Genomic DNA, 15927 nt, shown 5'->3' on the forward strand with positions numbered 1-15927 from the left:
GCGTCTTCTCGCTTATAGTCGCCAGAATGCTTCTCTGAGGAAGTGGCGCTGAGTAGACTGTAAATGGCCTATCGCGTATAATTACTGTCCAGCATGATAAAATTGGAAAACTAACATGGCGACCCGTTCAGCACGAAACGATGCATCAGGCAACGTAACCGTGTTTATACGCGGCGGTAAATCGGGCTCTCACCGTGTAAGCCGCCGTGCAATCGCACAGTCAGCAATGCTTAACGCAAGAACATCTTTTGAGATCGAAGGGCATCGTTACAACGATAATGACTGGTCTAAAATCATGCATATCGCCGATCAGCTTGAAGCGGTGATTTAAATCAGCGCCCTGTTGAGTAAGGCTGTTAAGATATCCGGATACCCCTGAATAGCCTTCCTCACAGCAAAGTGATAATACCGTTTTTTCTTCTTACTGCTCATGGAGGCAGTAAGATCGAAACCAAAACCTCTCGTTGTAGCCACCAGTTCCAGATAGAGCCTGATTGTTCTACCATTACCATCTTCAAAAGGATGAATCCATGCCAGCTCTTTGTGCGCATATACTAACGCGTTAAGCATTCGTTCTCTGTTATTACCCACCAGGCGCAAATACTTGTTACTGAAATCACGGCAAAATTCCTGCATTGCCTGAGCGACTTTTTGAGGATGTAGCGTTGGGTGCTGTCTGTCAGTGACGACAACTTCAATCTTCCTGTATGTGCCCGCCCAAGGATATATCCCTTTAAACAGTTCAAGATGGCAATTAAGAAAGGCTTTTTCACCCATCGATAGACTATTGTCCATGAGATAACGTAAGACCAGTCGCTGCGATCTTATCGGCCCGTAAATTTCCTCAACTTTATCAAGTTCGTCCTGATAAGCAGCAAAAATTGTATTAGGCGGAGCACGATAGCGATCTGCTTTGTTGTTCGATACCAGGAAAAAACGGCTGCGTTCATAACGCGCCCATGTTTCCTGTATAACCGACTCAGGATGGTTTGGCAGAAGTCGAAGGAATTTTTCTCCGTTACTCCTTGTGATGCCAATAACGGTGGCACACAGCACGGGTTGTATTACTTTGCCAAAAAACCATATTACTGAGTCACCCACCTGAATTTCGTCTCGCCCCATGTCAAAACACGGTTTCCGATATCGCTCAAGATGGGCCAAAGAAGGTACCGGGAAATGAATTTTAGAACCAACAATGAGTTCTGCACGGCTTTTGTTCCAGTAGAAATGTGTTTTGCCGCTTTTGGATGGTGTGGTTTTGATGTGAATTATTTTGCTATCTATAAGCGCTGTATGGTTAATGAAATCAACATCATCAGCTGTTCTTATGCGTTTTTTCATTAAATCTACCTTTCCAGGTATCAATCTACTGAAGTGATTTTTTCTCTATACGATAAAGAATCCTGTGAGCGATGATTATACATCAACCATAAAACAGTGGGTTACGCCCCCGCCGCCATAACCATAAAAAAAAGGCTGGTTTTTAACCAGCCTTTTTTCTGCTCTGTCCGCGAATGCAATATTAGTGCATGCGCAGTTTCGCTAAGCTTACAGCGCCATATCGTGCTGCGGTTCTGCTGCTTTCGGCGCCGGTGCTGCTGGCGCATCAGCGGTTTTACCCGTCATGTTGATCACTGGCGGCTTGGTCAGCTGCAGCGTGGCTGCGGTATCATCCCACACCTGCTGCGCCAGAGCCGGATCGTCGTTCAGCTTTTTGCCGTAGCTCGGGACAAAGTGACGGATTTTCGCCTGCCATTCCGGGGTGTTGAACTGCTCCGGGAACAGCTGCTTAACCACGTTCAACGCAATCGGTGCCGCCGTTGATGCGCCCGGTGAGGCACCCAACAGTGCTGCCACGGTTTTCTGCTGATCGGTCACGATTTCGGTGCCCAGCTTCAGCACGCCGCCCTTCTCAGCATCTTTCTTGATGATCTGTACACGTTGACCCGCCTGGATCAGGTGCCAGTCTTCACGCTTCGCGTTCGGATAATACTCTTTCAGCGCCTCGAAGCGGTCATCATCGCTCAGCATAACCTGACCAATCAGGTATTTAACCAGGTCAAAGTTATCCATACCTACGTGCGTCATCGGCATGAAGTTGCTGGTCGTGGTGGTGCTCAGCAGATCAAACAGCGAACCGTTTTTCAGGAACTTGGTTGAGAACGTCGCAAACGGTCCAAACAGCACTACGCGCTTGCCATCCAGATAACGGGAATCCAGATGCGGAACAGACATCGGCGGTGCGCCTACGGAAGCCTGACCATATACTTTATCATCATGACGCTTGGCAATTTCCTGATTTTCAGTCACCAGGAACGAACCGCCAACCGGGAAGCCCGCGTAGTTATCGGCTTCGGGAATACCGGTCGCCTGCAACAGTTTCAACGCCCCGCCGCCTGCGCCAATAAAGACATATTTCGCATCAATGGCGCGCTTTTCGCCGTTGTTAGCGTCTTTAATGGTGACGTGCCAGGAGTTATCGCCGTTACGTTTAAAGTCGGTAACTTCAGAGGAGGTCTCCAGCTTGAAGTTATCATTCTTCTTCAGGCTGCCAATCAGCTGACGAGTAATTTCGCCATAGTTCACGTCGGTGCCCGCTGGCGTCCAGGTCGCAGCGACTTTCTGCTGCGGATCGCGCCCTTCCATAATCAGCGGAGACCAGGCTTCAATCTGCTTATGATCGGTAGAGAATTTCATTCCCTGGAACAGCACGGTTTTTTGCAGCGCCTGGTAACGACGGGTCAGATAATCAACATTCTTATCACCCCAGACAAAACTCATGTGCGCCGTGGAGTTGATAAAAGAGTGCGGGTTATTCAGCACGCCGCTCTTGACCTGCGCCGTCCAGAACTGACGGGAGATCATAAAGGCTTCATTGATTTCTAACGCTTTGGTCACATCAATTGAGCCGTCTGCACGCTCTGGCGTATAGTTCAGCTCCATGTTGGCCGAGTGACCGGTACCGGCGTTGTTCCAGCCGTTAGAGGATTCCAGCGCGACGCCGTCGAGTTTCTCCACCATGATCTGTTTCCAGTCAGGCTGAAGCTCTTCAAGGTAAGTGCCGAGTGAGGCGCTCATGATGCCGCCGCCGATCAGCAACACATCGGTTTTCTCTGGTGCAGTGTCAGCATGCACTGCAGACGTAACGAGCAGGGCCAAAAGGGAAAGCGAAGGCAGTACTTTTGTTGATTTAATCATGCTTAATCTTCAATATATTGCAGTAATGGTTAAAAAAAGCTGACTAACTTTAAATTATTGTTACGCAAAAGTTGATTTACTTTTAGTTAAATAATTAAAAAAACACCCTTGCTTATTACTTTAGTTACTAAACGCGTCGCACTAAGAAGCGAAATACCTTAATGAGCCTCTCACCACAGCGAAAAAGTGCGCCTGGGCGCCCAATGAACCTCAGCACCCTGACCACCTTAATGATGGTTGGCGTGATATTTACCGTGCTGTTAAGCGTTCACCTGCTCTATTTTACCCAAATCGATAATTTCACCCACGCGCACGTTAAAGATAAGGCATTCGCCATTGCGCGCACGCTGGCTGAAGATCGGCAAATTCAACACGCGTTAACGCTGCCCGCCGATCAGGGCATTATTCAGCCTATCGCCAAGGCGGTGCAAAAACGCAACGACTTATTGTTTGTCACCATTACCAATATGAACGGCATTCGTTATTCCCATGCGAACAGCGCGTTAATTAATCAACGTTTTATTGGCGAAGACCTGCAACCCGCACTGGCTGGACATGAAAACATGTCGTTTAACCACGGTACGCTGGTAGAAGCTTTACGCGTCTTCACCCCGGTATTTAACGCCAAACATCAGCAAATCGGCGTGGTGGCGATTGGCATTTCGCTTAGCGATGTCACCGCGCAAATCAATAAAAGCCGCTGGAACATCTTCTGGACCAGCTTGCTGGGCGGATCGGTGGGATTACTTGGCGTACTGGTGCTGGTCAGACGTCTGAAAACGATTCTGCTTGGGCTGGAACCGCATGAAATCTCCAGCCTGTTTGAACAACGGCAGGCCATTCTTGATTCGATAAAAGAAGGGGTGATTGCGGTTGATGTTAACGCGCGCGTGACGCTGATCAACCAGGCGGCGCAGCAGCTGCTACGGGAAACGGCAATGGAAGCGCCGCTCAGCGGCGATCGCATTCCCGAGAACTCGCTGATGTTAAGCCATCTGCGCGAAGCGCTGCATGATGGTAAGGCGCGCTACGACGAAGAGCTTAACGTGCGCGGGCGCATTATGATCAGCAATACCGTCCCGGTGCGCAGTCGTAAAAAGATTATCGGCGCGGTGTGTACCTTCCGCGATAAAACGGAAATCAGCCAGTTAATGCAGCGCCTGGACGGCATGGTAAACTACGTTGATGCGTTACGTGAACGCTCCCATGAGTTTATGAATAAACTGCACGTTATTCTTGGCCTGCTGCATATAAAAAACTATGCGCAGATGGAAACGTATATTTTAAAAACCGCAAATAATTACCAGACGGAAATCGGTTCCCTGCTCCAGCGCATTAAGCCGCCGATCATTGCCGGATTTTTGTTAAGTAAAATAAATCGGGCGTCGGATAAAGGGCATCGTTTATTGCTCAGCGACGCCAGCTACCTGCCTGACAGCGGCAGCGAGCAGCAGGTCGCGGCGCTGGTCATCATCCTGGGGAACCTGATTGAAAATGCGCTGGAAGCGTTAGATCGGCAACCGGAAGGCGAAATTCATCTGCTGCTGCATTATCAGAACGGCTGGTTATCCTGTGAGGTCAGCGACGATGGGCCGGGCATTGCCGCCACGCTGGAAAAAGCCATTTTCGAGAAAGGCTTTTCCTCAAAAGGCGATGAACGTGGCATGGGGTTGTTCCTGGTTAAGCAGCAAATAGAAAATCTTGGCGGGAATATCAGCGTCGAATCTGAACCGGGCGTGTATACGCAATTTTTTGTACAACTCCCGTGGGACAAAGGAAATAAAGCTTTATGATGAATGTGTTAGTGGTCGACGATGATGCGATGGTGGCGGAACTTAACCGTTGCTATATTGAACAGATCCCAGGGCTGACCTGCTGTGGTACCGCGTCGACCTTACAACAGGCAAAAGATCGCTTAATCCAGATCGATCCGCCCGTTGATCTCATCCTGCTGGATATCTATATGCAACAGGAAAACGGGCTGGATTTACTGTCGGAACTGCGTAATTCTCACTATCCGGTGGATGTGATTATCATCTCTTCCGCCGCGGATGCCGCCACCATCAAAACATCGCTTAATTATGGCGTGGTCGATTACCTGATCAAACCTTTTCAATTTTCCCGCTTTGAGGAGGCGTTGACCCACTGGCAGCAGAAACGATCGCAGATGGAAAACCAGCAATATTATCAGCAGGCGGAACTCGATCGCTTAATCCATGGCCGTGCCGCCGCCAGCGATCAGAAACGGCTGCCAAAAGGGTTAACGCCGCAGACGTTACGCACGTTATGCCAGTGGATTGATGCGCATCCCGACCGGGAATTCTCCACCGATGAATTAGCCGCTGAAGTGAATATCTCACGCGTATCCTGCCGTAAATATCTTATCTGGCTGGCGGAGAGCAAAATCCTTTTCACCACCATTCATTATGGCGCCACCGGCAGACCGGTTTATCGTTACCGTCTGCAGGCGGAATTCCATGCTTTACTGCAGCACTACTGTGAATAAGGATGCAGCGCCAGCCATATTATTTTCTCATCCTAAAACATCAGAAACGCCAGGTGGCTGAAACATTACCCGCGATAGCGTCATAGCCCGGAAGAAAAAATTCGCTATCAATACCGATGCCCAATTCGACATCGGTATTGATTTTATAACGCATTCCAGCTTTAACCCCCAGAGTGTCACGGCCAGCCACCTGATTCCTGGTAGTAAACCCTGTGCTGCGATAGTTGGCGAAAGAGGCTTGTTGCACTACATTGCCATTCAGTAGCTCATGATCCCAGGTAAGCTGCAATTCAGCTGCGATCGACGCCCCTGAAGCGAGCGGCAAATTCCAGTTACCATTTACCCCGATACTCGATCGCAGAGAATCGAAGATCTCTGAACCCAGTATCAGTCGGCTGCCGTCATTGCCGCTTTCTTTCACGCCAGGGCGATGTAATGTGGTGTAATTTAATGAAGTTACCGGCCCGACGTTCACATTATCATTCAGCGCCCAACGATAGCCTCCGCCGACCGTCAACGAGCCTGACAATCCTGTCCAATTTGCATTGTGGCTTGCTCTGTAGGTTTCTACCTGAATGCTTCGATCCAGCCAGCTGTCTTCAATGCCGAATCGGCCATTACCGAATAAATAGATCCCTTCGGACTTTTCAACGCCGTAGCGAGCATGAATACCCAGATCGAAAGCAGTTGTTTTTCCATTCGCGGCTTCTGGTAATTTCACCGTCACCGATTGGCCGCTGACCGCACCATGGAAGCCATAAATCCAGTTGCGATTCAGCTCGTTTTGTTTTTCGGCGCCGAACACCATGCCATAACTGCTCGCGTCATACCCTACGCTGCCACCTTTGCGCTGCTGCCAAAAGCCGCCGCCAAAGGGTATGGCAAAGCTGCGCCATTCGCCTTCCGCCAACTGTATCGGCGTAACGACAGGGCCAGGCCTGCCGATGAGGCGCGTTATCTGCTGTTCACGGTGAAGGGAGCTGGCGAACATGGCGCTGTAAGCTTCCGCAGAAAGTTGCTGCAAGGCATTGCCGATACTCCCGCCATCAGCGGCTGAGAAGTCCAGAGTACGGTACAACGGTTGTATATCCGAATCGGCTACCGTCACGATTTTATCCAGCGCCTGCCCCACCTGCCGCGCATTGTCGTCCTGCGCATACTGGCTGTAAGCATTGGCGGCACGCAGCATCGAGAGCTGCCAGTTATTCTCGCCCTGAGGCGTTGTCTGCAGCGCCAGCGTGGGTGAGCGGAGCAAGCTGTTCACCGCACTGAATTCGCCGCTGTACGAATCTGTTTTTAGCAACGCTTGCGAATTCAGCCGCCAGTTTGCCGCATACCAGTCCGGCTGCGGCGCAAACGTCAGTTGACCGTTGAATTGTGCATGACCGTCAACTCGCAGGGTATCATGCCTGCCGCGCCCGTCGACTTTCAACAGTAACTGTCCGGTATCCCCCTGTTGATAAGCGCCTGCTATATTGATTTGCCCAAGTGAATTACCCGGCGTAAGAATACCATTATTTACAAAGCGTCCTTTCTCGTTCAGGGTGTAGCTGCCGTTGCCGGAAAGTATGGCATCCGGCGCGATAGTCATGCTGTAAATCTGAAAGTCGCCATTAAGCGAGGTTTTTCCTCCGTACGCATTTAGTGCCAGATTATTAATACCTTCAATATTTCCACGGTAGATAAAACTGAAATCAGCATCAGCATCATTTGTCGCCAGCCCATACGCATTGCCCTTGCGACCAAAGGTAAACTGCGTCAACCGCTGTTGACCATAGGCATCCCGCTGGTTGTAGTCCGAGTAAATATCACCTTCCAGCCACGCGCCATTTAATATATTAATATTACCGACCAACGCGTTTGGCGAAATATACATCGCCGCGCCTTTACCAACAACCCGTCCGCTAATATCGGCATTATCGACCAGGGCTCCCTGCAGTTCAGGTAATAATGCGGCTTTATATCCGTCCACGTTATGGATCCAGGATCCACGATAGTCCGCATCATTACCCACGAGGTTATTGCCAAAATCGAAGCTGATAGCGACGCCATTAGCGCCCAGCGCCTGAACGTCGCCGCGTTGAATAAGGTTATGCTGTTTACCGTAGGCAAAAATCATCCCACGGCCATTCAAACCATCGGCATAGACTCGGGTTCCGGGTTCGATGCTCAGGGTATTATTTTGCCCATCAATACGGATACCGGCGCCGCCCGCCCCTTGCGTCAACAGATCCGCTTGCTGAAAGATACGGTTATTGCTGCCATACACATGCAAGCCAACCCCCAGCGTTGCAGTGTTATATTGCCCTGTCAGATAGGCATCCCCCTGTTGATTACGCCGAAAATAGCCATTGCGGTTAATGAGCTTTTGCCCATCGCCATAAAGCGAAAAACCGAAAAAGTTACGTCGGTCAATCTGATATCCCATGTCCTGCAACAACGCCAGCTCCGCTTCCATAAACGTTGTGTAATTGCGGTAGTTCTGGTGGCTCATCATGCTGTTTTTCAGCTCAATATGGCTCATGTAGTTATTATCGACCGAACCGTCGTCTGCCAACATTTTCACCGGCACGCCAGGCATGGCACCGGCAAGCACATCATCTACGTGCTTACCGGTGAAATAGCCTTTATCGAGCCGTACATCAAAGCCTTGCGGATCCCATGGATTATTGCATCCCTTGCAGAGTATGACTTGCCCTGGGCGGGCGCGATTGCCATGATCGTCGCGCAGATGGCTCGTCCAGGGGTCAAAAGGCTCAACATCGAAAGCGGGCGTGAATGTGTTCTCGCCCTGCAGGTCGGTAACCATACTGGATATTCCCAGGCCATGGGCCAGCTCATGAACAGCGACGCTGACCAAATCACTCTTTTCAGTACGCGGCAATTGCGCAGGCACATAAGGAACGTCGTCAAAATCCAGTTTGCCGATAATAAACTGGCCATGGGAGTCGAAGGACAGCTCACCGGTATCAATGCCGCTTAACGCCCCTTGCAGTTGCGTCAGACTAATAACACCATTGTTTACTAAGTCGCTGGATCCCGCTGCATTATCAAACTCAAACGTACCGACATTAATAATGGCGGGTAATTGTCCCGGTACAGGAGTGATAACTTCAGCCAGGTAACGCATGCCACTGAGTATTTTTTCTTTTTGTTGCTGATTCAAATTCCAGGTTGACGCAAAAGGTTCCGGCCAATTCGGCATAAACGGGCCGTCGCCAACATCAAAAAAACGCACTTGAAATACAGCAATATTTTGCGGGTTATAGACCAGATAGCTTTCCTGGGCATATGAATGATTACTGGCTAATAAACTGGTTAGCGCAGCCGTCATGAAAAGCTTTTTCATCTCTACCATCCTTGTATGAAAAAATAATTCCTGGGTGAATATAACTTCACTTATTCTTAACTAATCACCAATACAGATAATAACTATCGCTACACCTTGATAAGTTATAACTGCAGGTGACTTTATTCCGCGCTACCCGCGTCTTCCAGTGGATCTTCGGCCTGCATGGCAGCGTTACAGTAAGGGCGTTAAGGGACGCTATCTTTGTGCTGGAAAGCTTCCCCGAACAGGAGACTTGTCTCAATCCACCGAAACCAGCAAAGAAGGAAGCGATCGCGGCTCCGGTAACCGCGATCGCTTCAGGCATCGTGTGCAGGCATTTAATGAGGCTCAGCGCCAGCCCATTTCAGGCGCAATCTGCGTCAAAATGGCCTCCAGCACGTGCGCGCAATAGGCCACGCCCAGCTGATTGGGAATGGTTAACAGCAGCGTATCCGCTTCAGCAATGGCTTCATCCTGCTTCAGCTGCGCAATCAGCTGTTCCGGCTCCGCCGCGTAGCTGCGGCCAAAAATCGCCCGCGTTTTCTCATCCAGGTAACCAACCTGATCGCCCTCTTGCCTGCTGGCGCCGAAATATGCGCGATCCCGTTCATTTACCAACGGAAAGATACTGCGGCTGACCGACACGCGAGGCTTGCGCGCATGTCCCGCTTCCAGCCAGGCGGCGCGATAGGCGCGGATCTGCTTCGCCTGCTGAATATGAAACGCTTCGCCGGTTTCATCATCCTTTAGCGTAGAGCTTTGCAGATTCATTCCCAGCTTTGCCGCCCACACGGCGGTGGCGTTGGAGCCGGATCCCCACCAAATGCGATCGCGCAACCCTTCGGAAAACGGCTCCGGTCGCAGCAGACCCGGCGGATTGGCAAACATTGGCTGCGGATTGGGTTTGGCGAACCCTTCACCGCGCAGGACATCAAGCAGCACTTCGCTATGTCGCCGTCCCATATCCGCGTCGCTTTCTCCCTCTTGCGGCTGATAGCCAAAATAGCGCCAGCCTTCAATCACCTGCTCCGGTGAACCCCGGCTGATGCCCAGTTGCAGACGTCCTTCGCTAATCAAATCGGCTACGCTCGCCGCCTCCGCCATATAAAACGGGTTCTCATAGCGCATATCGATCACGCCGGTACCGATTTCAATCTGTCGGGTACGCGCGCCAACCGCCGCCAGCAAGGGAAACGGCGCGCTAAGCTGACGGGCGAAATGATGCACGCGAAAATAAGCGCCGTCCGCGCCGAGATCTTCCGCCGCCTCGGCCAGTTCAATCGACTGCTGTAGCGCGTCCGCGGCGGTACGCGTTGCCGACTGGAATGATGGCCCCCAATGACCAAATGATAAAAAACCGATTTTTTTCATGCCGTTGCCTTCTGTAAATATGCAGGTTAACCGGCACAATGAGGTCCGGCTTTTCATTGGTTAACTGTAGCGGCCTGGCAAGCGGAAAGCATCTTCTCAATTCAGGACGCAGTGATTTTTCGCGGGTAAATTTTGCTGTACAGCGACAGGTCAGATTATCTGTAAGCAAAATTTGACGACCTGTAAAGTTTCTCTTACCCTGCGCGCAATATGTGAAAGCGGAACCGGACATTCAGGGGAAAGCGTGAAGAACCGCACTTTTGGCAGTATTTTTCTTGTGGCTGGCACCACCATTGGTGCCGGCATGTTAGCCATGCCGCTGGCAGCGGCCGGTATTGGGCCTGGCGTAACGCTGTTGCTGCTTATCGGGCTGTGGGCCTTGATGTGTTATACCGCGCTGCTGCTGGTTGAGGTTTATCAACACGCCCCGGCGGATACCGGGCTGGGCACGTTGACGCGTCGCTATCTGGGGCGTTCTGGGCAATGGCTGACCGGCTTAAGCATGCTTTTTCTGCTCTATGCGCTCACCGCCGCTTACATCAGCGGCGCAGGCGAGCTGTTGGCGGCCAGTCTGAGCCAGTGGTTCTCTACCGAGATCTCCGCCGAGAGCGGCGTGTTGCTGTTTACGCTGGTGGCTGGCGGTATCGTCTGCGTCGGCACCCATATGGTGGATATGTTTAATCGCCTGCTGTTCAGCGCCAAAATTATTCTGCTGGTGGTAATGCTGGGGCTGATGATGCCGCACATTCACCAAACCAATCTGCTCACGCTACCGCTGGAAAAAGGTCTGGTGCTGGCCGCCATTCCGGTTATCTTTACCTCTTTTGGTTTCCACGGCAGCGTGCCCAGTATTATCAGCTACCTGAATGGCGATCTGCGTAAGCTGCGCTGGGTGTTTATCACCGGCAGCGCGATTCCGCTGGTGGCCTATATTTTCTGGCAGCTGGCAACGCTCGGCGCTATCGATCAGCACGCCTTCAATGCCCTGCTCGCTAACCATGCCGGGCTGAACGGTCTGCTCCAGGCGATTCGCCAGGTGGTGGCTTCGCCGCACGTAGAGCTGGCGGTGCATTTATTTGCCGATCTGGCGCTGGCGACCTCTTTTTTAGGCGTATCGCTGGGTCTGCTGGATTATCTGGCCGACATCTGCAAGCGTAACGCTAGCGTTACAGGCCGACTGCAAAGCGGGCTAATGACTTTTTTGCCGCCGCTGCTATTTGCGCTGTTCTATCCGCAGGGTTTTGTGCTGGCGCTGGGCTATGCGGGCGTGGCGTTAGCGGTGCTGGCGCTGATTATTCCTTCTCTGCTGGTTTGGCGTAGCCGCCAGCGCCACAGCGCCGCACGTTATAAAGTTGTGGGTGGCAAACCGGCTCTGCTGCTGGTGTTTCTCTGCGGAATCGGCGTGATTATTATTCAGCTGTGTAGCGCGCTGGGCTGGCTGGGTTAATAGACTACGCCGGGCGGATTCACCTCCGACTGGGTAATCGCCTCTTCCTGTTCGCCCCAGCGCGCCAGCACCTGTTGGTACTGGCCTGCGGCGATGGTGCTGTTCAGCGCCGTTTGCAAGGCCGGAGCCAGCCCGTTGCCCTTCCTGGTGGTGACCGCAACCCAGGCGCGAACCGGCCCATTGCCGACAATTTTGATTTGCCCGCGCGAAGCCGCTTTCCATGCCGCCACCGAGTGCGGGCCAAATAACGCATCGGCGCGCCCGGAAAGCAGATAAAGCGTGGCGGAAGCATCATCTGTCAGATAAATCGGCGTAACCGGCGGCAAACCCTGCGCGCGGTTCTGCCGATCCCAGCTCAGTAAAATACGCTCCTGATTGGTGCCTGACGAAACGATAATGCGCAGGCCAGCCACCTGATCCGGGCGGTGGATAGCGCGCAGCGGGCTGTTTACGCGCACTGAAAACGCATGGTTATCGGCACGATAGGTCGCAAAATCGAATTTCTTTTTACGCTCTTCGGTAACGGCGATATTAAACATCGCCACATCATAGCGACCGGCGGTCAGGCCCAGCGGCCAATCCTCCCACGCGGCGGGCACCAGCTTTAACTTCAGTCCCAGACTCTCTGCCAGCAAACGGGCAATATCGGGATCGCTGCCGATACGCGTTTGGTTATCAGATGCCAGCAGCGCCAGCGGCGGTGAATGACTGGCGGACGTGGCCACCGTTAAATAGCCCGGCTCAATAAAGCGAAACCCGGCCGGAATCTGGCTCACTGCCTGCTGGCTTATCGGCGCATGGATCGGTGTTTCATTATCCAGCGCGTTAAGCGGCGCGGCGTACAGCGGCGCGATAGCGCCCAGCGCCATCAGTCCCCATAGCCCTGTCAATAATCGCATCGGCTTATCTCCCCGGAGATTCACAGTACGCGCGCCAGAAAGCGGCGGGTACGTTCATGGCGCGGCTGGCTGAGAACCTGCGCCGCGCCGCCCTGTTCGACAATGCGGCCATCCACCATAAACACCACGTTATCCGCCACCTCACGCGCAAAACCGATCTCATGGGTAACGATAACCAGCGTGGTGCCGGAACGCGCCAGCTTTTTAATGACATCCAGCACTTCGCCAACCAGCTCTGGATCGAGCGCCGAGGTGGGTTCATCAAACAGCATCACGCGCGGGTTCAGCATCAGGGCGCGGGCGATAGCGATACGCTGCTGCTGCCCACCGGAAAGATGGCGCGGCCAGGCATCGATTTTATGGCGCAGCCCCACCACATCCAGCAGCCTGCCCGCCTGTTCGATGGCGGCTCCGCGCGTCAACTGGCGGTGCGCAATGGGCGCTTCAATCAGATTCTCCAGCACCGTCAGATGCGGAAACAGGTTGAAGTTCTGAAACACATAGCCAACGTTAATGCGTTGACGCAAAATCGCTTTCTCTTTCAGCTCGTACAGCTTGTTGCCGCGCTGCTGATAGCCGATATAGTCGCCGTCGATCTGAATAAAGCCCTCATCCACCCGCTCCAGATGGTTAATGGTGCGCAACAGCGTCGATTTGCCGGAGCCTGACGGGCCAACAATCACCGTAACCGAGCCGGGAGCCAGATCGAGCGAAACGTTATCCAGCGCCCGATGCTTGCCAAAATATTTACTGACGCCGGTAATGGCGATGGCGCCCTGCGCCGTGACAGAGCGGTAATCAATCGCTTCAGACATAAGGGATCTCCTTGTTAATCACCAGACGGGCACTGCGGGTGCGCCAGCGTTGCCAGCGTGAGGGTTGACGATCCACGCTGCGCGCCAGCCAACGCTCGGCGCCATGCTGCAACAGCGACAGCACGCTGGTAATCGCCAGATACCAAACGGCTGCCACCATCAGCAGCGGGATCACTTCCTGAGTGCGGTTGTAGATCATCTGCACGGTATAAAACAGCTCCGGCATCGCCAGCACATAAACAATGGAGGTGCCTTTCGCCAGGCTGATAATTTCATTAAACGCGCCAGGAACGATGGCCCGCAGCGCCTGCGGCAGAATAATGCGCAACGTACGGCGCGCAGCGGAAAGCCCCAGCGCGGAGGCTGCCTCGATCTGCCCGTGATCGACGCCGAGAAAGCCGCCGCGAATGATTTCCGCACTGTAGGCGCTCTGCACCAGCGTCAGGCCGATAACCGCCGCGGGAAACTGCCCCAGCACATTAATGGTGGGAAAACTCCCCCACGAGAGTGAGGTAAACGGAATACCGAACGATAGGGTGTCGTAGAGATAGGAAAAGTTATACAACACGATCAGCACCACCAGCAGCGGCAGCGAGCGGAACAGCCAGATATATCCCCAGGCAAGCGAACTAAGCAGCCATGAAGAGGAGAGGCGCGCCAGCGCCAGCAGGCCGCCAAGCAGCAGGCTAAACAGCATGCCGCACAGCGTTAACAGCAGCGTCTGCCCCAGCCCCTGCAAAATAACCGGATCGAAAAACCAGCGGGCAAAAACCTGCCACTCCCAACGCGGATTCAGCGCGACCGATTCGATCACGCTCGCCAGGAGGAACAGCGCGACCAGCGCGCCAACGGTACGGGCAGGATAGCGCGCCGGTACCACCTGTAACTGTTGTGGTTTCATGCTTGCTCCTTGACGGGCGCGGCCACGGCGATGATTTTACTGAAGCGCAGCCGTCCATCGTGCGGCGGATGGCTATAGAGCTCCATGTCGCAATCGAGATCGAAATGCGGCTGGTAGCCATAGCCGGTATAGAGGCGCACCGCTTCCGGTTGACGAAAGCCGGTAGTGAGATAAACCCGGCTGTAGCCTGCCCGTAAGGCGCGATGCTCCAGCTCCTGCAAAACCAATAACGCCAGCCCTTGCCGCCGCAGATCGCGGCGCGTCCAGATACGTTTCAGCTCGGCGGTGGTTTCATCGAAAGGCTTAAACGCGCCCGTGGCGATGATCTCGCCGTCGCGCTCCAGCACAATAAACAGGCCGTGCGGCGGCAAATACCACTCGGTCAGCTCCTCCTCCTGCTGACGGGAAAAGTAGTCGCCGTAGCGGGCTTCATATTCAGCGAACAGTCCGCTAAGAATCGGCTGCAGCTGCGGCTCCTCCGGGGAGACGTCACGAAAAAATTGCTCGCTCATGCTTATCTCCTTAATCCCCTAAACCGGCCGGATTGATTTCGGCGCGGCTGATGCGCTCTACGCCCTCTCCCCAGCGATCCAGCACCTTCTGATAGTCGCCGTTCTGCATCACGCTATTCAGCGCCAGGCCAATCGGCTGCGCCAGCCCGCTGCCTTTTTTCACCGTCACGGCAATATGCGCCGCTTTCGGCCAGCCGCCGTCCACGCTGCCGACCAGCCGCGTTTTGCCACTCAGCGCCGCCTTCCATGCGCCGATCACGTTCGGCCCGAACCAGGCATCGGCGCGCCCCGCCTGTAGCGCCAGCGTTTGCGCCGCATCATCTTTGCTGTAAATCGGTGTAAAAGGCTTCAGCCCTTTCGCCTGATTAGCACGATCCCATGCCAGCAAAATCGCTTCCTGATTGGTGCCGGAGCCGACAATAATGCGTAATCCGGCGATGTCCTCCGCTTTTGTCAGCTGCTGTAACGGGCTATTTTGGCGTACATAAAAGCCCAGCGAATCCTTACGGTAGGTAGCAAAATCAAACTTCTCTTTGCGCGCTTTGGTCACGGTAATATTACTGATTGCCGCATCATATTTGCCGGAGGCGACGCCCAGCGGCCAGTCTTCCCAGGAGGTCGGCACCACATTGAGCTTCAGCCCCAGACTGTCGGCTACCAGACGCGCAATATCGACTTCGCTGCCGATCAGGGTTTTATTGTCGTCGGCAAAAACCGTCAGCGGCGGCGAGTTCTGTGCCGCTACCGCCACGGTCAGGGAACCGGGTACGGCGAAACGATAATGGGTCGGCAGTTGGGCGATGGCCGCGGCGCTTTTCACGGTGTGCAGCGGCGTCTGATTGGCCGCCAGGCTCACCTGCTGACCGTTCAGGCTGACACCATTCGCCCAGGCGCCGTTAAGCGCCGCCATTAACGCCAGGGCAAGAAGCCTCTTTTTTTGCATGGTT

At 53.4% G+C, this 15927-nt stretch carries 13 protein-coding genes; 4 read left to right on the forward strand and 9 right to left on the reverse strand.

From position 1 onward, the window contains the following. The first annotated feature begins 115 nt into the window (after window positions 1-115). The gene (locus tag J2X14_RS04045; protein ID WP_352409902.1) at window positions 116-331 is read left to right on the forward strand and encodes a hypothetical protein; all 216 of its coding nucleotides are present in this window, start codon (window positions 116-118) and stop codon (window positions 329-331) included. Here the strand turns inward: J2X14_RS04045 and J2X14_RS04050 are convergent. Together J2X14_RS04050 and mqo are read right to left on the reverse strand one after the other, a co-directional pair. Further along, the gene (locus J2X14_RS04050; RefSeq protein WP_352409903.1) at window positions 328-1341 is read right to left on the reverse strand and encodes a Fic family protein; all 1014 of its coding nucleotides are present in this window, start codon (window positions 1339-1341) and stop codon (window positions 328-330) included. The genes J2X14_RS04045 and J2X14_RS04050 overlap by 4 nt on opposite strands. 207 nt (window positions 1342-1548) lie before the next feature. Then, the gene (gene mqo, locus J2X14_RS04055; protein WP_352409904.1) at window positions 1549-3198 is read right to left on the reverse strand and encodes a malate dehydrogenase (quinone); all 1650 of its coding nucleotides are present in this window, start codon (window positions 3196-3198) and stop codon (window positions 1549-1551) included. A 161-nt stretch (window positions 3199-3359) separates the two neighbouring features. Between mqo and J2X14_RS04060 the strand changes: the two genes are divergently transcribed. Beyond that, window positions 3360-4991, forward strand: coding sequence for a sensor histidine kinase (locus tag J2X14_RS04060; RefSeq protein WP_502889943.1), 1632 nt, complete (start codon window positions 3360-3362; stop codon window positions 4989-4991). Then, window positions 4988-5704: a two-component system response regulator DcuR gene (gene dcuR, locus J2X14_RS04065; protein WP_352409906.1), complete on the forward strand. Its 717-nt coding sequence runs from the start codon at window positions 4988-4990 to the stop codon at window positions 5702-5704. Before J2X14_RS04060 ends, dcuR begins: the two co-directional genes overlap by 4 nt. A gap of 40 nt (window positions 5705-5744) precedes the next feature. On the opposite strand, the gene J2X14_RS04070 is transcribed toward dcuR, so the two are convergent. Both J2X14_RS04070 and J2X14_RS04075 read right to left on the reverse strand, forming a co-directional pair. Beyond that, window positions 5745-9053 (reverse strand): autotransporter outer membrane beta-barrel domain-containing protein, encoded by a 3309-nt coding sequence (locus J2X14_RS04070; protein ID WP_352409907.1) that lies wholly within the window; start codon window positions 9051-9053, stop codon window positions 5745-5747. Between the two features lie 330 nt (window positions 9054-9383). Further along, window positions 9384-10406: an LLM class flavin-dependent oxidoreductase gene (locus tag J2X14_RS04075; protein ID WP_352409908.1), complete on the reverse strand. Its 1023-nt coding sequence runs from the start codon at window positions 10404-10406 to the stop codon at window positions 9384-9386. Between the two features lie 244 nt (window positions 10407-10650). Here J2X14_RS04075 and tyrP point away from each other — a divergent pair, with 244 nt between their 5' ends. After that, a complete protein-coding gene (tyrP, locus tag J2X14_RS04080) occupies window positions 10651-11853 on the forward strand; it encodes a tyrosine transporter TyrP (protein WP_352409909.1) in 1203 nt (400 codons plus the stop codon). Here the strand turns inward: tyrP and J2X14_RS04085 are convergent. The 5 genes from J2X14_RS04085 to J2X14_RS04105 are packed head-to-tail and all read right to left on the reverse strand — an operon-like array spanning window position 11850 to window position 15923. Continuing rightward, the gene (locus tag J2X14_RS04085) at window positions 11850-12752 is read right to left on the reverse strand and encodes an ABC transporter substrate-binding protein (protein ID WP_502889944.1); all 903 of its coding nucleotides are present in this window, start codon (window positions 12750-12752) and stop codon (window positions 11850-11852) included. The two genes, tyrP and J2X14_RS04085, sit on opposite strands and share 4 nt — an antisense overlap. Before the next feature lie 20 nt (window positions 12753-12772). Then, window positions 12773-13567 carry an amino acid ABC transporter ATP-binding protein gene (locus J2X14_RS04090; RefSeq protein ID WP_352409910.1) on the reverse strand — a complete coding sequence of 265 codons (795 nt, stop codon included), beginning with the start codon at window positions 13565-13567 and terminating at the stop codon, window positions 12773-12775. Continuing rightward, on the reverse strand, window positions 13560-14468 hold the full coding sequence (locus tag J2X14_RS04095; protein ID WP_352409911.1) for an ABC transporter permease subunit: 909 nt from the start codon (window positions 14466-14468) through the stop codon (window positions 13560-13562). The genes J2X14_RS04090 and J2X14_RS04095 overlap by 8 nt, the downstream gene beginning before the upstream one ends. Next, entirely contained in the window at window positions 14465-14980 is a 516-nt protein-coding gene (locus J2X14_RS04100) for a GNAT family N-acetyltransferase (protein ID WP_352409912.1), read from the reverse strand. The genes J2X14_RS04095 and J2X14_RS04100 overlap by 4 nt, the downstream gene beginning before the upstream one ends. Window positions 14981-14990: 10 nt before the next feature. After that, window positions 14991-15923 carry an ABC transporter substrate-binding protein gene (locus J2X14_RS04105; RefSeq protein ID WP_352409913.1) on the reverse strand — a complete coding sequence of 311 codons (933 nt, stop codon included), beginning with the start codon at window positions 15921-15923 and terminating at the stop codon, window positions 14991-14993. Window positions 15924-15927: the final 4 nt, after the last annotated feature.

Source organism: Mixta sp. BE291, assembly GCF_031457955.1.
GTDB lineage: Bacteria > Pseudomonadota > Gammaproteobacteria > Enterobacterales > Enterobacteriaceae > Mixta.